The following is an 18619-nucleotide window of genomic DNA, read 5'->3' as shown; positions in this document are numbered from 1 at the left end:
AATAGTTGGCTTCCTTTTCTTGGATTTCAGGAGTGGTCATGTCCATCGCTCGCACGGAAATGCCCGAGAGTTCGCCTTACCTGCTGGTGGACAAGCAGGCACGCGCCGGACGTTCCACGGTGAACGTGGGTGGTGTGCCGATCGGTCCGGGCACCTTCACGCTCATCGCCGGACCGTGCGCCGTCGAGACGCCGGAACAGACCCTGCGCGCCGCCGAGATGGCTCGGGCCGGCGGTGCGGCACTCCTGCGCGGTGGCGCGTTCAAGCCGCGCACTTCTCCGTACGCGTTCCACGGGCTGGGCCGCGAGGGTCTGCTGATCCTCTCGGGCGTGCGGGCGGAGACGGGCATGCCGTTCGTGACCGAGGTGCTCGACACCCGCGACGTGGACCTGGTCGCCACGCACGCCGACATGCTCCAGATCGGCGCGCGGAACATGCAGAACTTCTCGTTGCTGCGGGCGGCCGGCTCCGTCGGCCTCCCGGTGCTGCTCAAGCGCGGTATGAGCGCGACGATCGAGGAGTGGCTGATGGCCGCCGAGTACGTGGCGCAGGCCGGCTGCACGGACATCGTCCTGTGTGAGCGCGGCATCCGCACGTTCGAGACCGCCACCCGCAACACCCTCGACATCAGCGCCATCCCCACGGTCCAGCGGCTCAGCCACCTGCCCGTCATCGTCGATCCGTCGCACGCGGGCGGCCGGCGTGACCTGGTGCTGCCGCTCGGTCGTGCGGGGGCGGCCGTCGGCGCCGACGGCATGATCATCGAGCTCCACCCGCAGCCGGAGCAGGCTCTGTGCGACGGGAAACAGGCACTGCGGCCGGAGGACATGCCGGACCTCCGCGCCCTCATGGAAGACGTGCCGCTCATCGCGGGCCGGCTCGCCCAGACCGGGCCTGCCGGGCCTGCCGTGTCCGCCGTGCCGACGGGCGTCAACGGAACTCCCTGAGACGCCCCGGCCGGCATACCCCAGCACGGTCGACCCGTGCGATCTCCAAGGAGAACCCGAAATGCCGGTGATTTCAGCTCCGCAGGAATTCAACGTGGACGATCTCTTCGTTGACCTGCACGACGTGCTCGGCCGCAGGTTGTACCTCAAGTGCGAGGGATTCAACTTCGCCGGGTCGATCAAGGTCAAGGCGGCCGCCGAGATGCTCAAGGCCGCCGAGATGACGGGCGAGATCGGCCCGGACACCACGCTCATCGAGTCTTCGTCGGGCAACCTCGGCATCGCTCTGAGCATGATCGCCGCCAACCGCGGTTACCGGTTCGTCTGTGTCACCGACGCCAGGGCGAACGAGCAGTCAGTCAAGCTGATGCGCGCGTACGGCGCCCAGGTCGACGTGATCACCGAGCCCTGCCCGCGCGGCGGGTTCCTCGGCGCGCGCCTCGACCACGTGCGCAACCTGTGCGCGCTCGACGACACCCACGTGTGGCTCAACCAGTACGCCAGCCCGGACAACTGGGGCGCCCACTACCGGACCACCGGCCCGGAGATCATCAAGCAGTTCCCCGACCTCGACGTGCTGTTCGTCGGCGCGGGCACGACCGGAACCCTGATGGGCGTCTCGCGCTACATCCGCGACGAAGGCCTGCCGGTCACCATCGTCGCGATCGACACCGAGGGCTCCACCACGTTCGGCACACCCGCGGGCAAGCGCATGATCCCCGGACTGGGCACCTCCGTCCGGCCGCCCATGCTCGATGAGTCCTATGTGGACGACGTCGTGTGGGCGTCCGAACGCGACGCCATCCGGATGTGCCACAAGCTGTCCCGCAAGGGCTTCCTCTTCGGCGGGTCCACCGGCAGCGTCCTCGCGGGCGCCTTCTCCTGGCTGGACGCGCACGACTACCCCGAGCACAGCACGGCCGTGCTCATCTCGCCCGACCTGGGCGAGCGCTACCTCGGTTCGGTCTACGACCAGAACTGGGTTTCCGAGAACTACGGACCGATCGGCCAGACGGTGAGGAGTTTCTGATGAGCAACGAGGTTCAGGAGCGCAAGGCCCGTATCAAGGACATGGTCGTCTCGGCACTCGAGGTCGAGCCCGAAGAGGTGACCGAGACAGCCATGTTCGTCGACGACCTGGGCATGGACTCGCTCGGCGCGATCGACCTGCTGGCGGCGCTGGAGACCGGCTTCGGCGTCGAGATCGACCAGGCGGAGCTGCCGCGGCTGGTCAACATCGACGCCGTGTACGAGGTCGTCGCCGAGGTGGCCGGCTGGCCCCTCACTGCGAGCGCGTGATGACAGCGGCCGCCGTGCGCCGGGTGGTCGTGACCGGGATGGGCGTCGTCTCCAGCATCGGGATCGGCCTCGGTGACTTCACCGAAGGGCTGCGCTCGGGCCGGATCGGCGCCCGGCGGGCCACCTCGTTCGACGTGACCGGGTTCCCGTCCGAGCTCGTCGGCGAGGTCGCCGGTTTCGAGCCCGAGCGGTGGATCGACGACCCGTCGCGGCTGGGCCGGGCCAGCCAGTTCGCCGTCGCTGCCGCTGCCATGGCGGTCGAGGGCGTCGATCTCGACTACCTGCGGGCGCGGCGGGCGCTCATCTCCATCGGTACCACCAACGCCCAGTCGCAGGATGTCGACGCGATCGCGACGACGGCCGTGCTGGACAGCCCCGAGCGGATGGACCCGGCGATCGCCCGCCGGGTCACCTCCCAGGGCATCCCCAACGACATCGCGCGTTCGCTGGGGTTGTCCAATGTGGATTCCTACGTCATCGGGACCGCGTGTTCCGCCGGCAACTACGGCATCGGCGACGGCGTCGACGCGATCCGCCTCGGCGAGGCGGACTTCGCGCTGTGCGGCGGCGCCGACGCGGCCAGCCGCCGCACGTTCGCCGCGTTCCACCGCCTCGGCCTCGTCGCACCGGACGCGTGCCGCCCGTTCGACGCCGGCCGCAAGGGCATCATCACCGGCGAGGGTGCCGGCGTGCTGCTGCTCGAAGACCTCGAGTCGGCGCTCGCACGCGGCGCGCACATCTACGCCGAAGTGCTGGGCTACGGCCTGAACTGCGACGGCGTCGACCCGGTCGCGCCGACGCGGGAAAGCGTCGCCCGGTGCATCCGGCTCGCGCTGGACGACGCGGGCGTGAAACCGTCCGAGGTCGGCTTCATCTCCGCCCACGGCACCGGGACCAAGACCAACGACATCACGGAATGCAACGCGATCCGCGACGTCTACGGCGACTCGCCGCCACCGGTCGTGGCGCTGAAGTCGATGCTCGGGCACGCCATGGGCGCGGCCAGTTCGATCGCGGCCATCGGCTGTGTCGCCGCGATGAACGACGGGTTCATCCCGCCGACCGCCAACCACCGTGAGATGGACCCCGAGTGCGCGATCGACTGCGTGCCCAACGCGGCGGTCTCCGCTCAGGTGGACATCGTGCAGAACAACGGGTTCGCCTTCGGCGGCGACAACGCTGTCGTGGTGCTCGGCCGTTACGACAGGAGCTCGCGATGAACGCCGTGATCACCGGATGGTCCGCGGTGTCCGCCTACGGCTTCGGCAGGCACGCGTTCACCGAGGGCGTGGTCTCCGGCCGGGCCACCGCCGCGCCCGCGATGGAAGGCGCGCCCGACACCCACGTGTGCTGGGTGCCCGACCTGGATCCGAAGAACATCCTGGACGGCAAGGGAATCCGGCACCTCGACCGGGCCAGCCAGCTGGCGCTGGCCACGTTCAGCGAACTCGTCGAACCCGGTGTCGACACCGGCGAACGCGCGGGCGTCGTGCTGGGCACCACCGCCGGCAGCCACCAGGTGGAGCTCGACCAGATCCGCGACACGCACCGCAACGCCCGGCCGCACCACCTGGCGCCCAAGCAGGTCGCCAGCGGCACGATGAACTGCGCGGCCGCGCAGTGCGCCATCCGGTTCGGCATCCACGGTCCTAACACGACGGTCGCCGGCGGCCGCGGTGCCGCGCTGCACGCGCTGGGGTACGCGCGCCGGCTGCTGGCGATGGACCGGGCCGACTCGGTGATCGTCGGCGCGGTCGAGGAGGCCACGTTCGCCAGGGCGTGGTTCACCCACGCCGCGGGCACCCGGCCCGGCCAGTGGCTGGGGGAGGGCGGCGCCGCGTTCCGCGTCGAGCCGTCCGGCACGTCCCGCCCGGTGCTCGCCGAGGTGCTCGGCATCGGCACCCGCCTCGCCCTGAACGTTCGTGAAGGCCACCTTCCCAAACCTCAGGTTGGTGAAGGTGGCCTTCACGACACCCTCGCGACCTGCGTCCGTGAAGTGCTTGCGCGGGCTGAGGTTTCGCCCTCGTCGGTGCACGCCGTGGTGGGCCCCGAGCCCGAAGGGCTGTTCAAGGATCTGGCCGACGTGCCGGACCTCTCGTTCATGGGCGACACCGGCTCGGTGTCGTCGGCCTACGCGATCGTGACGGCGCTCGGCGTGCTGCGACTGCCGGGCGAGGTCGTGCTGGTGACGTCGGCGGACCCCGACGGCGCGGTCGCCTGCGCGTTGCTGCGCCTGGGGAATTCGAGGAGTGATCATGACGGGTGACAGGGTCGCGCTGGTCAGCGGCGGGTCCAGGGGGATCGGCCGGGCCTGCGTGCGCAAGCTCGCGCTCGACGGGTTCGACGTGACGTTCTCCTACCGCAGCGACGCGGAGGCGGCGTCGTCCCTGGAGAAGGAACTGGCCGAGCTCGGCGTGCGCGCCTCGGCCGTGCGCGTCGACGTGGCCGACCACGCCGCCGTCACGGAATGGGTGCAGCGCACCGAGAAGGAGTTCGGCCCGATCCGCACCGCGGTCACCTCCGCGGGCATCACCGCCGACGCTCCGCTGGTGACCATGGCGCACGAGAAGTGGAACGACGTCCTGCGCACCAACCTGGACGGCGTCTTCCACGTCTGCAAGGCCGTCGCGTTCCCGATGATGAAACGCAAGAGCGGCAGCATCACCGCCATCTCGTCGGTCTCCGGCGTCTACGGCAACGCCGGCCAGACCAACTACTCCGCCGCCAAGGCCGGCATCATCGGGTTTATCAAAGCGCTGGCCAAGGAGTTCGGCCGCGCCGGTGTGCGGGCCAACGTCGTCGCCCCCGGCCTCATCGAGACCGCGATGACCGACGTGCTGCCCGACCAGGCACGCAAGAAGATGCTGGACCAGATCGCGTTGCGCCGCATGGGCACCGCCGACGAGGTCGCCGACCTCGTGGCGTTCCTCGGCTCCGACCGCGCCGCATACATCACCGGCTCGGTGGTGGAGATCCACGGAGGGTTCGGGACGTGATCATCTCCGCGGTCTCGGTCATCTCACCCTTCGGCGTCGGCCTGGACGCCTTCACCGAGGGGATGCGGTCGGGCCGCTCCACCCTGTCCACTGTGGACGCCGACGTACCACAGAAACAGGAAGGCCTGGCGTCGTTCGAGATCGGCGACATCCTCGACGAGGTCCCCAGCTTCCGCGTGCTCGGCCGCGCGGGCAGCCTCGCGCTCGGCACGGTCGGCCTGCTCCAGGATTCACTTTCCCCGTATTCGCCGGGCGAACGCGCAGTGGTGATGGGCGGCAACCTGATCGCCACCGACCGTGCGATGGGCCTGACCATCGAGTCGCTGATCGCGTCACCGCCCTACCAGGTCGACACCAAACAGTTCCCCAGCAGCCTGATGAACCACTGCGCGGCCCAGACCGCCATCCGGTTCAAGATGCGGGGACCCAACACCACCATCACGACGGGCCGCGTCACCGGCCTGTCCGTACTCGGCTACGCCAAGCGCCTCCACGCGCTCGGACGTGCGCCGATGGTTCTCGCCGGCGTTGTCGAGGACATGAACCCGCGACGGTCGTGGCTCACGTGGCACGGCCACGGCGCGGGTTCGACGGATCCCCTGGGAGAGGGGTGCTGCGTGTTCATGATCGAGGCCGCCGAGGCGGCAGCCGCCCACGGCAGGCCGGCGCTGGTCGAGGTGCTGGCCCTGGAGTTCGGGGTGCCACTGAGGGTGGACGGGCTCGCCGACGCGCTCGCCGCCCGCATGCACCGGGCGCTGGACCGCGCCGGCCTGTCCGTGGGGGATGTGCGCACAGCCGTCGTCTCCGGACCGTTCGCCTCGGATGAGCTCTCCGCGGTCTCGACGGTGCTCGGCTCGGGCACACGCGTGCTCGAGCCCGCCAGCCTCATCGGCGACACGGACGGCGCCTCGGCGGCGTTCCAGCTCGCCACCGCGATCGCGCACGCCCCACCAGAGGGCGAGCTCGCGATGGTCACCTCCGTGGACCCGGACGGCCACGTGGGGTGCGGTGTGTTCCGAATTCTCGCTCAGGGGAGGTAGTCATGGTGGAGCCGCGTCCGTTCGCGGTCGTCTCGGGCGCTCAGGTGCGGAGCGTCCTGCAGGGCAACGAGAAGAAGGTGCGCGACCTCGTCGAGGACGCGTACCGGATGCACGGCGAAGGCCGCACGGTGAACCCGCCGTCGTACTTCCTGCGGTTCCCCGACCGCCCGTCGTCGCGAATCATCGCGCTGCCCGCGTCTTTGGGTGGCCCTGATGGTGTCGACGGCCTGAAGTGGGTGTCCAGCTTCCCATCGAACGTCGAGAGTGGCCTGCCGCGTGCCTCGGCCGTGCTGATCCTCAACGACCCGAACACCGGATACCCGTTCGCCTGCTTCGAGAGTTCCATCATCAGCGCCGCCCGTACCGCGTCCTCCGCCGCCTTGGCCGCGGACGTGCTGACGCGCGACCGCCCGCGGCCCACTCGCATCGGCTACATCGGCACCGGGCTCATCGCCCGCTACGTGCACACCCATCTCGTCGGTACCGGGTGGGACTTCTCGTCCGTGCGCGTGCACGACCTGTCGTCTTCGTCCGCCCTCGGCTTCAAGTCCTGTGTGGACGGCGAAGTCCTGTTCGGCAGCGCCGAAGAGGTCATCCGTTCGAGCGACGTGGTCGTGTTCACGACCGTCGCCGCGTCGCCGCACGTGCACGATGTCTCCTGGTTCGCGCACAACCCCTTGGTGCTGCACGTGTCGCTGCGCGACCTGTCGCCCGAGATCATCCTGTCGTCGTTCAACGTCGTGGACGACGTCGACCACTGCCTCAAGGCCGACACGTCCCCGCACCTGGCCGAACAGCAGGTCGGCAACCGCTCCTTCGTGCACGCCACCCTGCCCCAGGTGCTCGCCGGCGGCGTGACCGTGCCGTCCGACCAGCCGATCATCTTCTCGCCCTTCGGTTTGGGCGTGCTCGACCTCGCGCTGGCGCGGTTCGTGTACGACTCGATCGCCGCCTCGGGCACTTTGCAGGTCGTGCCCGACTTCTTCGCCGAGCTCAGCCGTTACGGGACAACACGATGACCGCGGCGGTACTGGACACGCTGGTCCACTACGTCTCCGACGAGACGTCGCCCGCGGACGTGGTCGAGGCGATCGACCGCGCGGTCGCCTCGTCCACGCCGGTGATCGGCGTGTGGCACACCGACCTCCTCGCCGAGATGGGACCCGTCTACACCGCCATGGCCCGCGCCTCCGGTCGCGTGCCGCAGATCTCGGTGCTGGCCGGTGCTTCGGCTCCCGAGGCCGTCGCTCTGACCGACCTGGTGGTCAGCGCGGGCGCCCTTTCGGGTCTGGCGCACGTGATGGCTCTCGATCTGTCCGACGCTTTGCGTCGCGCCGGCCGGTTGGCCGCTTTGCTGGCGCGGCCCGGTTCGGCTTCCTCGGTCTGCGGCTACTCCGATCTGGCTTCGTTGCTTCCTGCCGGCGCGCATCGCGCCTACGACGTCGGCCCTCTGGTCCGCGCCCTGCTGGACCCCGGCACCTTCGAGGAGCTGCACTCGTTCTGGGCTCCGAACATCGTGACCGGCTTGGGACGGCTGGGCGGGGGCGCGGTCGGCGTGATCGCCAACAACCCGCTGCGCTCGCGGGGCCGCCTTGATCCTTGTGGCGCCGAGAAGGCCGCTCGCCTGGTGCGGATGTGCGACACGTTCGGCCTGCCGCTGCTCGTTCTGGTCGACGTGCCCGGTTCGTTGCCCGGCGTGGAGGAGTCGTGGGCGTCGATGCTTCGGCAGTCGACGGTCCTGTTGCGCGCCTTCGCCCAGGCTTCGGTTCCGCGAGTTGCTCTCGTGACCCGCAAGGCTTACCACGGTGCTTACTCCACCGTGAACGCGTGCTCGTTGGGCGTCACGGCTGTGTGTGCGTGGCCTGGGGCCGCGGATCCGTCGGTCGCGTCCGTTGTTTCTCCTGAGGCCACGCGGACTGAGCTCGCCCGGCTGTTGAGTGGTCCACAGTGGATGGTGGCGTTGTGATCTCTCCTGTGCTTGGCGCGGTCTCGGTTTCCGGGTCGCCCGTTCTGGTCGACGGGTTCCTCTGTGCGATTGCGTCCTTCACCGTTGGTTCTGGTGAGCCTGTGTTCGCTGGGCACTATCCTTCCTTCCCTTTGTTTCCAGGGGTTTGTGTCGTCGAGTGTGTGCACCGGGCCGCGGTTTCGTTGTTCGGCGGGTCGTTGGTTGCCATGGACTCCGTGCGGTTTCAGGGGCCTGTGGTGCCTGGGGACGTGCTGACGATCGCCTTGAAGTGGCGGGACGGTGTCTGTGCGGCCGAGGTCACGACTCCGCGTGGGCCTGCTGCGTCGGTGAAGCTGCAGTATTCCGGAGGTGCTGGGTGACCGGCTTGGCTGAGATCAAGGCGTTGTTGCCGCATCGATATCCGATGCTCCTGGTAGATCGGGTGACTTCCGTGTCGCCTGGTGCCGGGTTGACCGCCGTGAAGGCCGTTTCCTGCAACGAGCCCTGGTATGCGTCGGTCGCTGATTCCGCTGACCACTCGTACCCGTTCACGCTCGTGGTCGAGTCGTGGATGCAGGCCGCCGGGTTGTTCGTCGGGCTGGCTTTGGACTTGGACGTGCCGGTCGGGTCTGTGCCGATGGCCGGGAAGTTGTCCGGGTTGTCTTTTGAGCGCGCTGTGTTGCCCGGGGACGTGTTGGTGCACGACGTGCGGCTGGTGAAGTCGTTGTCCGACACCGTGATCGTGGCTGGGGATACGCGGGTGGGTGGGTCGATCGTTGTTTCCTTCGCTCGCGTGATGCTCGCGTTCCGGCCTGCCTCCGTATTGTCGGTGTGAGTCCGTTGTGGACGCGGCTGCGCCGCGACACGTTGGCATTTTCGCGCGGCCACGGCGCTAGGGCGCCGCGTCCGCGCGAAAATGCCAACGTACCGAGAGGTGGTTGGCTGCCGTCGTGGTCCCGATCCGTTGGCTGGGTTGCGTTGTGTTGTGCGGTTGCGGGCGTGGCTGGGATGAGTGGCTTGCGTTTTGATCGTTTTTTGAACGAGGTTCACCCGATCGTGTGGCTTGTTTTCGCTGGTAAACGGCCTGTTCGCTTGTGATCTTGCGGTAGAGTCGAACGCATGGTCGATACGGATCTGTCCCTTCTCTCCACTGGCGAGCTGCTTGACGGCTTCGCCGAGATGGAGCGTGAGGTCCGTGTGCGTAATGAGCGGCTGCTGCGCTGGATTGCCGAGATGGATCGGCGTGGCCTGGCCGCGGAGTTGGGTTACAAGGACCTGGTCGGGGTGTTGAAGGACCGGGTGCATTGGGATCCGAGTGTGTCGAAGGCGAAGTTGCGCCGGGCGCGGCTGCTGATGGCGCAGCTGGGCCCGTCCGGTGCGGAGATCGAGCCGGAGCTGCCCGCGACGGCCGAGGCGCTCGCTGAGGGCGAGTTGACCGAGGAGCATGTCGACGCGATCGCCAAGGCGATGAAGAACATGCCTGCCGATGCCGCGCCCGATAAGACGGCGTTCGTCGAGCAGCAGCTGGCCGAGTTCGGCCGGAACTTCGAGCCGGGCCCGATCCGCGACTTCGGCAAGAAGATCATCTACCGGATGTTCCAGAACGACGAGGAACCGGTCGACGAGGACCCGGCCCCGCCGGTCAACAAGGTGGTGCTGCGCGATGAGCGCGGCCGCCTGAGGTTCTGGGGCGACGTCGACCCGGTGATCGGCGCGATGTTCCGGGCCGCGCTGGATCCGCTGGCCAAACCCCACCCGACCGGCCCGGAGGGCCCCGACCCGCGCACCCTGATCGAACGGCAGGGCGACGCGTTCGCCGAGCTGGTCAACCTGGTGCTGCGCGCGGACGTGCTGCCCGAGCACGGCGGCGAGACCGTCACCCTGGCCGTGACCGTGTCCTACGACGACCTGGCGGCGAAGACCGGTCACGCGGTGCTGGACAACCAGGAACACATCCCGGTCAAGCAGCTGCGCAAGCTCGCCTGCGAGGCAGGCGTCATCCCGATCGTGATGGGCAGCCGCTCGCAGCCCCTCAACGTCGGCCGCAAGGCGCGGCTGTTCAACAGCGGCCTACGCCGAGCCTTGGTCGCGAGGGACCGGGGCTGCGCCTTCCCGGGCTGCAACCGCCCGCCACGGCACTGCGAAGGCCACCACATCACACACTGGGCCGACGGTGGCAGGACGAGCCTGCACAACGGCGTCCTGCTCTGCCGACGACATCACGACCTGATCCATCACAGCGACTGGGAAGTGAAGCTGCGCAACGGAATCCCGTACTTCATCCCACCGGCCTTCCTCGACCCGCTACGGCAGCCGAGGCGCAACCCCTTGCACATGGTGAGCTGACGGAAAGGAAATAAACGATCGAAACTCAAGCCAGCTCATCCCAGCCACGCCCGCGACCGCACCGAACGAACGCAAGTCTGGGCAGGATCGGGACCACGACGGCAGCCAACCACCGTCTCGGTACGTTGGCATTTTCGCGCACGCCCGGCGCCCTAGCGCCGGGCGTGCGCGAAAATGCCAACGTGTCGCGGCCGCAGGCCGCGTCAAAGTCAAGGCGTCCAGGCAACGCCCCAGCAAAGGCGTCCAGGCAAGTCCTCAGGCAAGGGTCCAGCCAAGGCCGCCAGGCAAGGGGCTTCAGGCATGGCCTTGGCCGGCCGCAGCTCTCAGGCGAATGCTCCGCAGCCAATGGCCTCCGCCAGAGCCCTGAGCCACAACCCTGAGCCAAGGTTCCCGGCCAGCCCTTTAGCCCAACCCCAGTCAGCCCCCTGAGCTAGGCGCTTGCCGAGGCTGCCAGCCAAGGCGCTCCAGTCAACGACTTGTCGGCGAGCGACGACCGCGCCCCAACCATGCCCCCGCCTGCGCCCCAGCCAAATCCCCAGCCACCGGCTCGTCTCGAAGCCGAGGGCCGCGTCCAAGCCACGCGCCGTCGGCGCCTCCCGCCAGTGCCCCGGCCAAGCCGCCCAGTCGGCCTCCAGGCTGCAGCCAAGCCTCAGCCGCCAGCTCGTCTCGTAGGCGAGGGCCGCGTCGAAGCCGCGTCCCGCCACCGCCTCCCGCCAACGCCCGCCGAGGCGCCGAGCTGGCCTCCAGGCAGCGGCCAAGCCTCAGCCGCCGGTTCGTCTCGTAGGCGAGGGCCGCGTCCAAGCCACGCGCCGTCGGCGCCTCCCACCACCGCCCCAGCCACGCCGCCGACCAGCGCCCCGCCCTCTCCAGACCACACCGAAGCCCACCCGCCAAACGCCAGCCACGACCACCGCAGCAGTGCTAAGTTTCCGCTCCAGCCGAAGCGAGGGTGGGGACCGTGATCGCGTCTGGGCACACCGACAAGTTCGCCGCATACCTGCGGATGCTGAAGGACCGCACCGGCCGGGGCTTCGACAAGCTGGGCAAGCAGTCCGGCGTCAGCGCCTCGAGCCTGCACCGCTACTGCTCCGGCGCGAGCGTCCCGGCGGACTACCGGGTGGTCCACAGCTTCGCCAAGGCCTGCGGCGCCAGCCCCGAGGAGCTCCGCGAACTCCACCAACTCTGGGCCCTGGCCGACGCCGCCCGCATCGAAGCACCCCAGCCAGGACCACCCCAGCCAGAGCCAGCCGAGCCAGAGCCAGCCGAGCCAGAGCCGGTAGTACAAGAAACCCCAACCGTGCAGCCGCAGAAAAGACGACTGTCCCCGAAGCTGATAGTGCCGATCGCCGCAGCGGTGGTACTGCTGATCGCCGGAATCGTCTGGGCCACCACGGGAAACCCGCAAACAGCCAAGCCGCACGCCAAGGAACTGCTGTTCTCGCCCGCGTGCCAGTCGGTGATCATGGGCCAGCACGACGACTGTGTAAGCGAAGTCCAGCGCCTGCTCAAGCAGGCCCACGCCAGGCTGAGCGTCGACGGCGACTTCGGCCCGGAAACCCTGAGACGGGTCACGGCATTCCAGGTGCTGGCCAACCTCCAAGCGCGGGGAGTGGTCGACGAACCCACGAAGAACGCGCTGTACGACCAGAAGGTCAGCATGGAGACCTGGTCACCGCAGGAGGTCGAGAAGAAGGTCCGCGAGGTGTTCACGGAAGACCCCGACACGGCGGTGAAGATCGCGAAGTGCGCGAGCTTCCTCGACCCGCTGCACGTCCTGCCGAACACGAACGGCAGCCGCAACTGGGGCGTCTTCCAGATCTCCGACAACCGGCTCCGCGAGCTCGACGGCACACCCCGCAAGGCGTTCGAACCTGCCTGGAACATCGAGGCCGCGCACCGGCTGTGGAGCGTCAAGAAGGACTTCCACGACTGGCCGGCCTGTGAGGCGGCCATCAAGACCGCCCCACAGAGCAACAACTAGATCGTGCCGCTCTCCCACCACCACGAGCGGCCGAGGTCGGCACGGCTGTCGACGTGCTGGTGGTCGACCGTGTACCGCTCGAGGCCGGAGAAACCGCAGGTCTCGGCCTTCTGGTAGACGGTCTTGTTCGGCACGCCGGGCACGGTCAGGTCCGCGGCCGTGCCGTACAGGTGCATGCTGTCGCTGGCGCCGCCGATCTCCGCGTTGTGCTTGATGTTGCGGAACCCGGAGTTCACCGTGATCGCCCGATCGCCCAGCTTCTTGCGCAACGCCTCCAGCTTGTACATGCAGCGGCGCGCGTTCTCCTTCACCGCTGCGGCGGAGAGCTTGCCGCCCTCGAACGTGCCGGTGGTCCGGTCGGTGAACTCGCTCCAGTTGAAGTGCGCGGTCGAACCGTCGGACTGCTCCAGCGCGTTCAACGCCGCCTGCGTCTGCGGGCCGACCTTTCCGTCCACGCCCAGCCCGTAGGCGGACTGGAACCGGCGCACGGCCGCCGCGGTGCCCGGCCCGAAGTCGCCGTCGAGCGACACCCGCGTCTGCGACGGGCTGTCGGCCGCCCAGCCGGCCACCCGGATCTGCAGCTCCAGCACGTCCCCGCCGTTCATACCCTGCTCGAGCTGACGCGACCACGGATACGCGTTCGCCTCACCCCAGAACAGGACCGGCCCGAGCGCCACCCCGGCGCTCACGGCGAACGTGCCGCGCAACATGGTCCGACGATTCATGAGAAACCCCCTAGTAAGCGATCTTGAAGTCGACGTGCTGGGCATCGGTGTCATAGGCGCGGACGCGGAGCTTGAAGTGCGTGCCGTCGCGGACGTCCGTCGCGACCGTGCCCCAGGGCGGCCCGAAGATCCGGTAGCTGTTGTCGTGGTTGCACAACGAGGTGTGGTCGACGAACACGACGCACGCCGCCAGGTACACGCCGGGGATGTCGGTGATGAGCCGCATGTTGATGTCGCGGCACCGCGACGACGTCGTGTAGGGGCCGTAGTCGCGAGCGCCGGACTGGTAGTCGTAGTGCAGCTTGATGGCGCCGTCGTAGCAGGTGGCCGCGGATGCCGACGACGTGGGAGCGAGCATGCCCCCAGCGAACAGCAGCGCCACTAATAGACCGCGAATCATTGGGAAACCCCCTTGGTCAGAAAGCGATCTGAACGGTGGCGTCATCACCTTCGAGCGGGACGCCGTTCGGCACCGTGAACTTGGTGCCGTCGAGGACATCGGAGGCGATCACGGTCCATTCGCGCCCCACGCGAGTCCAGTGGTTGCACTTGCCGGTCTTCGCGAACTTCACCTGGACCCGGCGCCGCGGTTGGCGAGCCGGTCGAGGTCGGCCTGCGTGCCGTTGAAGACGTCGGCGGTGACGGGCGCCTGGATGCCGTCCGGGATGGCCGACTCGGTGTACTGCCACATCAGCCAGCTCGACGAGCCGTTCGGCAGCGGCGGCTGCGTGATCGACCGCCGGTAGTCCGCGAGCTGCAACGGGTACGCGGAGAACGCCGTGGTGGAACCCATGCAGTCGTCCAAAAAGGACCTCTGCGTGTAGATGATCGGACGCCGCCCGAACGCCGACTCGACGCGGTCCAGCCACGCCTTGGCGTCGGCCACCGTCGCGTAGGGCGGGCAGCGGCCGGAGCCGTCGTCCATGCGCTCCAGGTCGAACACCGGTGGCAGGTCACCGGCCCGCTGGGCGGTGTAACCGGTGGCGCGCACGGCGTTGATGAACCGGTCGGCCTGCGCGGCACCCGTGTCGGCGGCGGTGGCGGTGTAGAAGTGGTACGGCGCAACGGCAAGCCCAGCCGCCCGAGCGCCGGAGAGATCCGCGGAAAGGTATTCGTCGGTGACGTTCAGACCCCGCGTGGCCTTGACGGTCGCGAACTCGACGCCACCCGCCCGCAGCTTGGCCCAATCGATGGCCGCGCCGCCGGGGTGCTGGTACTTGGCGGTGTCGACGCCGTCGATCGAGTACCCGGCGGGCTTCGGCGGGGCACAGTAGCCACCCGTGCGCGACCACTCGACGACCTTGGCCCAGGTGTTCGGCCCGGCCACGCCGTCGGTGCCGAGGTTCGCGCACATCTGCAGCTGCACGACCCGGTTCTCGGTGCCGCCGCCGAAGTCACCGTCGATCGTCAGCGGTGCGTAGTGGAACGGGTCCATCGCCAGGTTGAGCCGGCACTGCAGCTCCTTGACGTCCACCCCGTTGGCGCCTTTGCGCAACGTCGGCTGCGCGGAGCTGTGCCCGCAGACGGAAGACTGAACGGCCGAGGTCGTGGAGGTGCCGCAACGACGTGGGTGCGCTGACCACGTGTTCAAAGCGGCCCACGTCTGCGGGCCGATGTTGCCGTCCACCGACAGTCCGGCGCAGGCCTGGAACGCCTTGACCCGCGCCAGCGTCCCGGACCCGAAGGAGCCGTCCGCCGCGATCGGCGTGTACCGGCTCGCCTTGGTCGCGAGGTTCAGCTGGCACTGCGCCTCGACGACCGAGGCACCGGTCGCGCCCTGCCGCAGCTCGGGCTGGTCGGTGGTGTGGCCGCAGACCGCGACCGGAGCCGCGAACGCCGTGGTGGCGGCCGCTCCGGTCCAGGCTGTTGCCAGGAGGACCGCTGCCGCGACGGGCAGCGCCGTTCTTCCCATGGGTGCTCCCTGATGCGTGTGGTGATCGGCACCAAGAAACCCGGCGGTCGGGAGTACCGGAACCCGGCTGGGACGCTGAAACGCCCATCAGGCCGCTGACCTGCTGGGATGGCGCTGGGATGGGACGGTTCAGGGACGCAGTTCGGTGGGTACGGCGAACACGTCCACCATGGCGCCGTGCCGCAGCACGGTCACCGGCAGCGGCACCCCGATCACCTCGGCGAGCATCTGCCGCTGGATGCCCTGGGCGTCCTGCACCGGCTCGCGTCCGACGGTCAGCACGAGGTCGCGCGCGTGCAGCCCGGCCCGGTCCGCGGGCCCGCCGGGGATCACCTCGACCAGCCGCACGCCGGCGCGTTGCCCGGTCCGCTGGGCGACGGGGTCCGGCAGCGGCGCGGGCACGCCCACGATCCCGAGGTAGGCGCGCCGGACGCGGCCGTCGGTGCGCAGCGCGTCGATGATCTTGCGGGTGGTGCTGTTCACCGGCACCGCGAGCCCGACGCCGATGCCCGCGACGGCGGTGTTGATCCCCACGACCGCACCGGACGAGATGGCCAGCGCGCCGCCCGAGTTGCCGGGGTTCAGCGCGGCGTCGGTCTGGATCACGTCCTCGATCATCCGGACGTTGCGCCCGCGACCGGCGGGAATGGCCCGCCCCAGCGCGCTGACGACGCCAGCGGTCACGGTTCCCGCGAGTCCCAGCGGGCTGCCGATCGCGACGACCAGCTGCCCGACGACGAGCCGGTCGGCGTCGCCGAGCGACGCGGGCTCGGGCGTGCCCTCGTGCGCGCGCAGCACGGCCAGATCGGACAACGGGTCCGAGCCCACCACGGAGAAGTTGGACTCGGACCCGTCCGAGAACGTCAGCGCCCCGCTGCGCGCGGAGCCGACGACATGCGCGTTCGTCAGCAGCAGCCCGTCGGTGAACACGACCGCCGAGCCGCTGCCCACCGGGGTGCGGACGCTCGCCACGTGCGGCGTGACCGTCCGCGCCACCGTGCTCACGGCGCGGGAGTACGCGTCCAAGGCGTCTTCGGACATGCCTCAACGCTACGCGCGAAACCTCCAGGTCAGAGCGTGCGCTCCAGCCTGTTCGCCAGCAGCCGAACGAACCGGGACGCGTCACCCAGCTCGCCGCCCTCGGCGAGCAGCGCCATGCCGTAGATCAGCTCCGCGGTCTCGGCGAGCTCGTCGGAGCCGGAGCGCTCGGCGAACGCCTTGTGCAGGCCCTCGACCAGCGGGTGCGTCGGGTTGAGCTCCAGGATCCGCTTGATCTGCGGCAGCTCCTGGCCCATCGCCCGGTACATCTTCTCCAGCGTGGGCGTCAGGTCGTGCGTGTCGCCGACGATGCAGGCGGGCGAGGTGGTGAGCCGCGTCGACAGCCGCACCTGCTTGACGTTCTCCGACAACGTCTCCGCCAGCCACGTGAGCAGGTCCGCGAAGTCCTTCTCCCGCTCCTCGTTGGCCGACTTCTCCTCTTCGGTCTCCAGGTCGACCTGGCCCTTGGCGATCGACTGGAGCTGCTTGCCGTCGAACGCGGGCACCGAGTCGACCCACATCTCGTCGATCGGGTCGGTCAGGATCAGGACCTCGTAGTCCTTGGCGCGCAACGCCTCCAGGTGCGGCGAGTTCTCGATGGTCGCCCGCGAGTCACCCGTCATGTAGTAGATGTGCTCCTGGCCCTCCTTCATCCGCTCCACGTACTGCGCGAGCGACGTCGGCTCGTCCGCGGAGTGGGTGGAGGCGAAGGAGCAGATCGCGAGGATGGCGTCACGGTTCTCGGTGTCCTGGATCAGGCCTTCCTTGATCGCCGCGCCGACCTCGCGCCACAGCGTCGCGTAGGACTCGGGCTTGTCGGTCATCATCGACTTGATCGTGGACAGGACCTTTTTGACCAGGCGGCGGCGCATCAGCTGGATCTGCCGGTCCTGCTGCAGGATCTCGCGCGAGACGTTGAGCGACAGGTCCTGCGCGTCGACGACGCCCTTGACGAACCGCAGGTACTCCGGCATCAGCGCTTCGCAGTCGTCCATGACGAAGACGCGCTTGACGTAGAGCTGCACGCCGCGCTTGCGCTCGCGCATGAACAGGTCCAGCGGCGCCTGCGACGGCAGGAACAGCAGCGCCTGGTACTCGAACGTGCCCTCCGCCTGCATGCGGATGGTCTCCAGCGGCGCGTTCCAGTCGTGGCTGATGTGCCGGTAGAACTCGGCGTACTCCTCCTCGGTGACCTCACTCGACGGGCGCGCCCACAGCGCCTTCCGCGAGTTGATCTCCTTGTCCTCCAGCCGGACCGGCCAGGTGATGAAGTCGGAGTAGCGCTTGACGATCTCGGTGATCTTCGCGGTCGAGGTGTAGTCGGCGAGGTTGTCCTCGGCGTCGGCCGGCTTGAGGTGCAGCGTGACCGACGTGCCCTGCGGCGCGTCCTCGACGTCCTCGATGGTGTAGGTGCTCTCGCCGGTGGACTCCCAGCGCACGCCCTGCGCGGAGTGCGGGTGCCGCGTCACCAGGGTGACCTTGTCCGCCACCATGAACGTCGAGTAGAAGCCGATGCCGAACTGCCCGATCAGGTCCTGCGACTGGTCGCTCTCCTTGAGCTTGCGCAGGAACTCGGCGGTGCCCGACTTCGCGATCGTGCCGATCAGGCGGACCACGTCCTCGCGGGTCATGCCGATGCCGTTGTCCCGCACGGTCAGCGTCCGCTGCTCCGTGTCGGCCTCGATGGTGATGTGCAGATCCGAGATGTCCGCGTCGAGGTCCTTGTCGCGGAACGTCTCCAGCCGCAGCTTGTCGAGGGCGTCGGAGGCGTTCGAGATCAGCTCGCGCAGGAACGTGTCCTTGTTCGAGTAGATCGAGTGGATCATCAGCTGCAGCAGCTGACGGGCCTCTGACTGGAACTCCAGCGTCTCCACCGTGCTTACCTTTCTTGCTTCTGCCTAGCCGTGTAACGGCGTGCTTTGGCGCGGTTGCCACACACCCGCATCGTGCACCAACGACGACTGTGGTTACGGGAAACATCCCAGAAAACCCAGCCGCAGGCATCGTCCGCACACCTTTTGAGACGCTCGGCCTGGCCGGTCAGGGCGACGACCGCCCACGCGATGGCCAGCCGGGACAGGGCGCTGTGGGTGGCGGTGAGCACATCGCCGGTGAGGTTCACGAACACGGGCAGTTCGGCGAGCACCGCCTGCCCGGTGCCTGTTTCCGTGCTTCCGGCGAGTGCGGCTCGGATGCCGGTGCGGAGATCGAGCAGCCGGCGGTGGTCGGCGGCGTTGACGCGCGGCAGGTCGTTGGCCTGCAGCCACTTGTTCGCCTCGGCGGACGTGGCCAGCTCGTCCGTGCCGTCCTCGAGGTCGACGGTGTTGGCGAACGCCATCACCAGCTCGGCCTCGGGCGAGGGCTCCAGCACCTGAACTCACCAGCTATCG

At 68.8% G+C, this 18619-nt stretch carries 20 protein-coding genes; 13 read left to right on the top strand and 7 right to left on the bottom strand.

Features of this window, described 5'->3' with window-relative positions:
* The first annotated feature begins 38 nt into the window (after positions 1 to 38).
* The 13 genes from aroF (at position 39) to QSK35_RS06220 (ending at position 12554) form a co-directional block, all read left to right on the top strand.
* On the top strand, positions 39 to 947 hold the full coding sequence (gene aroF, locus QSK35_RS06275) for a 3-deoxy-7-phosphoheptulonate synthase (RefSeq protein ID WP_285743150.1): 909 nt from the start codon (positions 39 to 41) through the stop codon (positions 945 to 947).
* 61 nt (positions 948 to 1008) lie between these two features.
* The gene (gene sbnA, locus QSK35_RS06270; RefSeq protein WP_285743148.1) at positions 1009 to 1977 is read left to right on the top strand and encodes a 2,3-diaminopropionate biosynthesis protein SbnA; all 969 of its coding nucleotides are present in this window, start codon (positions 1009 to 1011) and stop codon (positions 1975 to 1977) included.
* Positions 1977 to 2246, top strand: a complete 270-nt coding sequence (locus QSK35_RS06265) for an acyl carrier protein (protein WP_285743146.1) — start codon at positions 1977 to 1979, stop codon at positions 2244 to 2246. The genes sbnA and QSK35_RS06265 overlap by 1 nt, the downstream gene beginning before the upstream one ends.
* Positions 2246 to 3466 carry a beta-ketoacyl-[acyl-carrier-protein] synthase family protein gene (locus QSK35_RS06260; protein ID WP_285743144.1) on the top strand — a complete coding sequence of 407 codons (1221 nt, stop codon included), beginning with the start codon at positions 2246 to 2248 and terminating at the stop codon, positions 3464 to 3466. The genes QSK35_RS06265 and QSK35_RS06260 overlap by 1 nt, the downstream gene beginning before the upstream one ends.
* Positions 3463 to 4512, top strand: a complete 1050-nt coding sequence (locus QSK35_RS06255; RefSeq protein ID WP_285743142.1) for a beta-ketoacyl synthase N-terminal-like domain-containing protein — start codon at positions 3463 to 3465, stop codon at positions 4510 to 4512. Before QSK35_RS06260 ends, QSK35_RS06255 begins: the two co-directional genes overlap by 4 nt.
* Entirely contained in the window at positions 4502 to 5242 is a 741-nt protein-coding gene (gene fabG / locus QSK35_RS06250; RefSeq protein WP_285743140.1) for a 3-oxoacyl-ACP reductase FabG, read from the top strand. Before QSK35_RS06255 ends, fabG begins: the two co-directional genes overlap by 11 nt.
* Positions 5239 to 6282 carry a beta-ketoacyl synthase N-terminal-like domain-containing protein gene (locus QSK35_RS06245; RefSeq protein WP_285743138.1) on the top strand — a complete coding sequence of 348 codons (1044 nt, stop codon included), beginning with the start codon at positions 5239 to 5241 and terminating at the stop codon, positions 6280 to 6282. The genes fabG and QSK35_RS06245 overlap by 4 nt, the downstream gene beginning before the upstream one ends.
* Before the next feature lie 2 nt (positions 6283 to 6284).
* Positions 6285 to 7301: a 2,3-diaminopropionate biosynthesis protein SbnB gene (gene sbnB / locus QSK35_RS06240; protein WP_285743136.1), complete on the top strand. Its 1017-nt coding sequence runs from the start codon at positions 6285 to 6287 to the stop codon at positions 7299 to 7301.
* Complete coding sequence (locus QSK35_RS06235) at positions 7298 to 8248, top strand: carboxyl transferase domain-containing protein (RefSeq protein WP_285743134.1); 951 nt, start codon at positions 7298 to 7300, stop codon at positions 8246 to 8248. The genes sbnB and QSK35_RS06235 overlap by 4 nt, the downstream gene beginning before the upstream one ends.
* Positions 8230 to 8607 (top strand): 3-hydroxyacyl-ACP dehydratase FabZ family protein, encoded by a 378-nt coding sequence (locus tag QSK35_RS42680; RefSeq protein ID WP_352243330.1) that lies wholly within the window; start codon positions 8230 to 8232, stop codon positions 8605 to 8607. Before QSK35_RS06235 ends, QSK35_RS42680 begins: the two co-directional genes overlap by 19 nt.
* Positions 8604 to 9062 carry a 3-hydroxyacyl-ACP dehydratase FabZ family protein gene (locus QSK35_RS06230; protein WP_285743132.1) on the top strand — a complete coding sequence of 153 codons (459 nt, stop codon included), beginning with the start codon at positions 8604 to 8606 and terminating at the stop codon, positions 9060 to 9062. The genes QSK35_RS42680 and QSK35_RS06230 overlap by 4 nt, the downstream gene beginning before the upstream one ends.
* Before the next feature lie 284 nt (positions 9063 to 9346).
* Positions 9347 to 10573 carry an HNH endonuclease signature motif containing protein gene (locus QSK35_RS06225; RefSeq protein ID WP_285743130.1) on the top strand — a complete coding sequence of 409 codons (1227 nt, stop codon included), beginning with the start codon at positions 9347 to 9349 and terminating at the stop codon, positions 10571 to 10573.
* 958 nt (positions 10574 to 11531) lie between these two features.
* Complete coding sequence (locus QSK35_RS06220; protein WP_285743128.1) at positions 11532 to 12554, top strand: helix-turn-helix domain-containing protein; 1023 nt, start codon at positions 11532 to 11534, stop codon at positions 12552 to 12554.
* Here the strand turns inward: QSK35_RS06220 and QSK35_RS06215 are convergent.
* From QSK35_RS06215 to QSK35_RS06185, 7 genes are all read right to left on the bottom strand, one after another.
* Entirely contained in the window at positions 12551 to 13279 is a 729-nt protein-coding gene (locus QSK35_RS06215) for a D-Ala-D-Ala carboxypeptidase family metallohydrolase (protein WP_285743127.1), read from the bottom strand. The genes QSK35_RS06220 and QSK35_RS06215 overlap by 4 nt on opposite strands.
* A 10-nt stretch (positions 13280 to 13289) precedes the next feature.
* Positions 13290 to 13637: a hypothetical protein gene (locus QSK35_RS06210; RefSeq protein ID WP_285743125.1), complete on the bottom strand. Its 348-nt coding sequence runs from the start codon at positions 13635 to 13637 to the stop codon at positions 13290 to 13292.
* 58 nt (positions 13638 to 13695) lie between these two features.
* Positions 13696 to 13851, bottom strand: a complete 156-nt coding sequence (locus QSK35_RS06205; protein WP_285743123.1) for a hypothetical protein — start codon at positions 13849 to 13851, stop codon at positions 13696 to 13698.
* A complete protein-coding gene (locus QSK35_RS06200; RefSeq protein WP_285743122.1) occupies positions 13848 to 15191 on the bottom strand; it encodes a GH25 family lysozyme in 1344 nt (447 codons plus the stop codon). Before QSK35_RS06200 ends, QSK35_RS06205 begins: the two co-directional genes overlap by 4 nt.
* 129 nt (positions 15192 to 15320) lie before the next feature.
* Positions 15321 to 16232 (bottom strand): S1C family serine protease, encoded by a 912-nt coding sequence (locus QSK35_RS06195; protein ID WP_285743119.1) that lies wholly within the window; start codon positions 16230 to 16232, stop codon positions 15321 to 15323.
* Between the two features lie 29 nt (positions 16233 to 16261).
* Complete coding sequence (htpG, locus tag QSK35_RS06190) at positions 16262 to 18103, bottom strand: molecular chaperone HtpG (RefSeq protein ID WP_285743117.1); 1842 nt, start codon at positions 18101 to 18103, stop codon at positions 16262 to 16264.
* 5 nt (positions 18104 to 18108) lie between these two features.
* On the bottom strand, positions 18109 to 18600 hold the full coding sequence (locus QSK35_RS06185; protein WP_285743115.1) for a CGNR zinc finger domain-containing protein: 492 nt from the start codon (positions 18598 to 18600) through the stop codon (positions 18109 to 18111).
* Between the last annotated feature and the right edge of the window lie 19 nt (positions 18601 to 18619).

It is taken from the genome of Lentzea sp. NBRC 105346 (genome assembly GCF_030269605.1).
Classification (GTDB): domain Bacteria; phylum Actinomycetota; class Actinomycetes; order Mycobacteriales; family Pseudonocardiaceae; genus Lentzea.
This window is presented reverse-complemented; position numbering and strand designations above follow the sequence as displayed.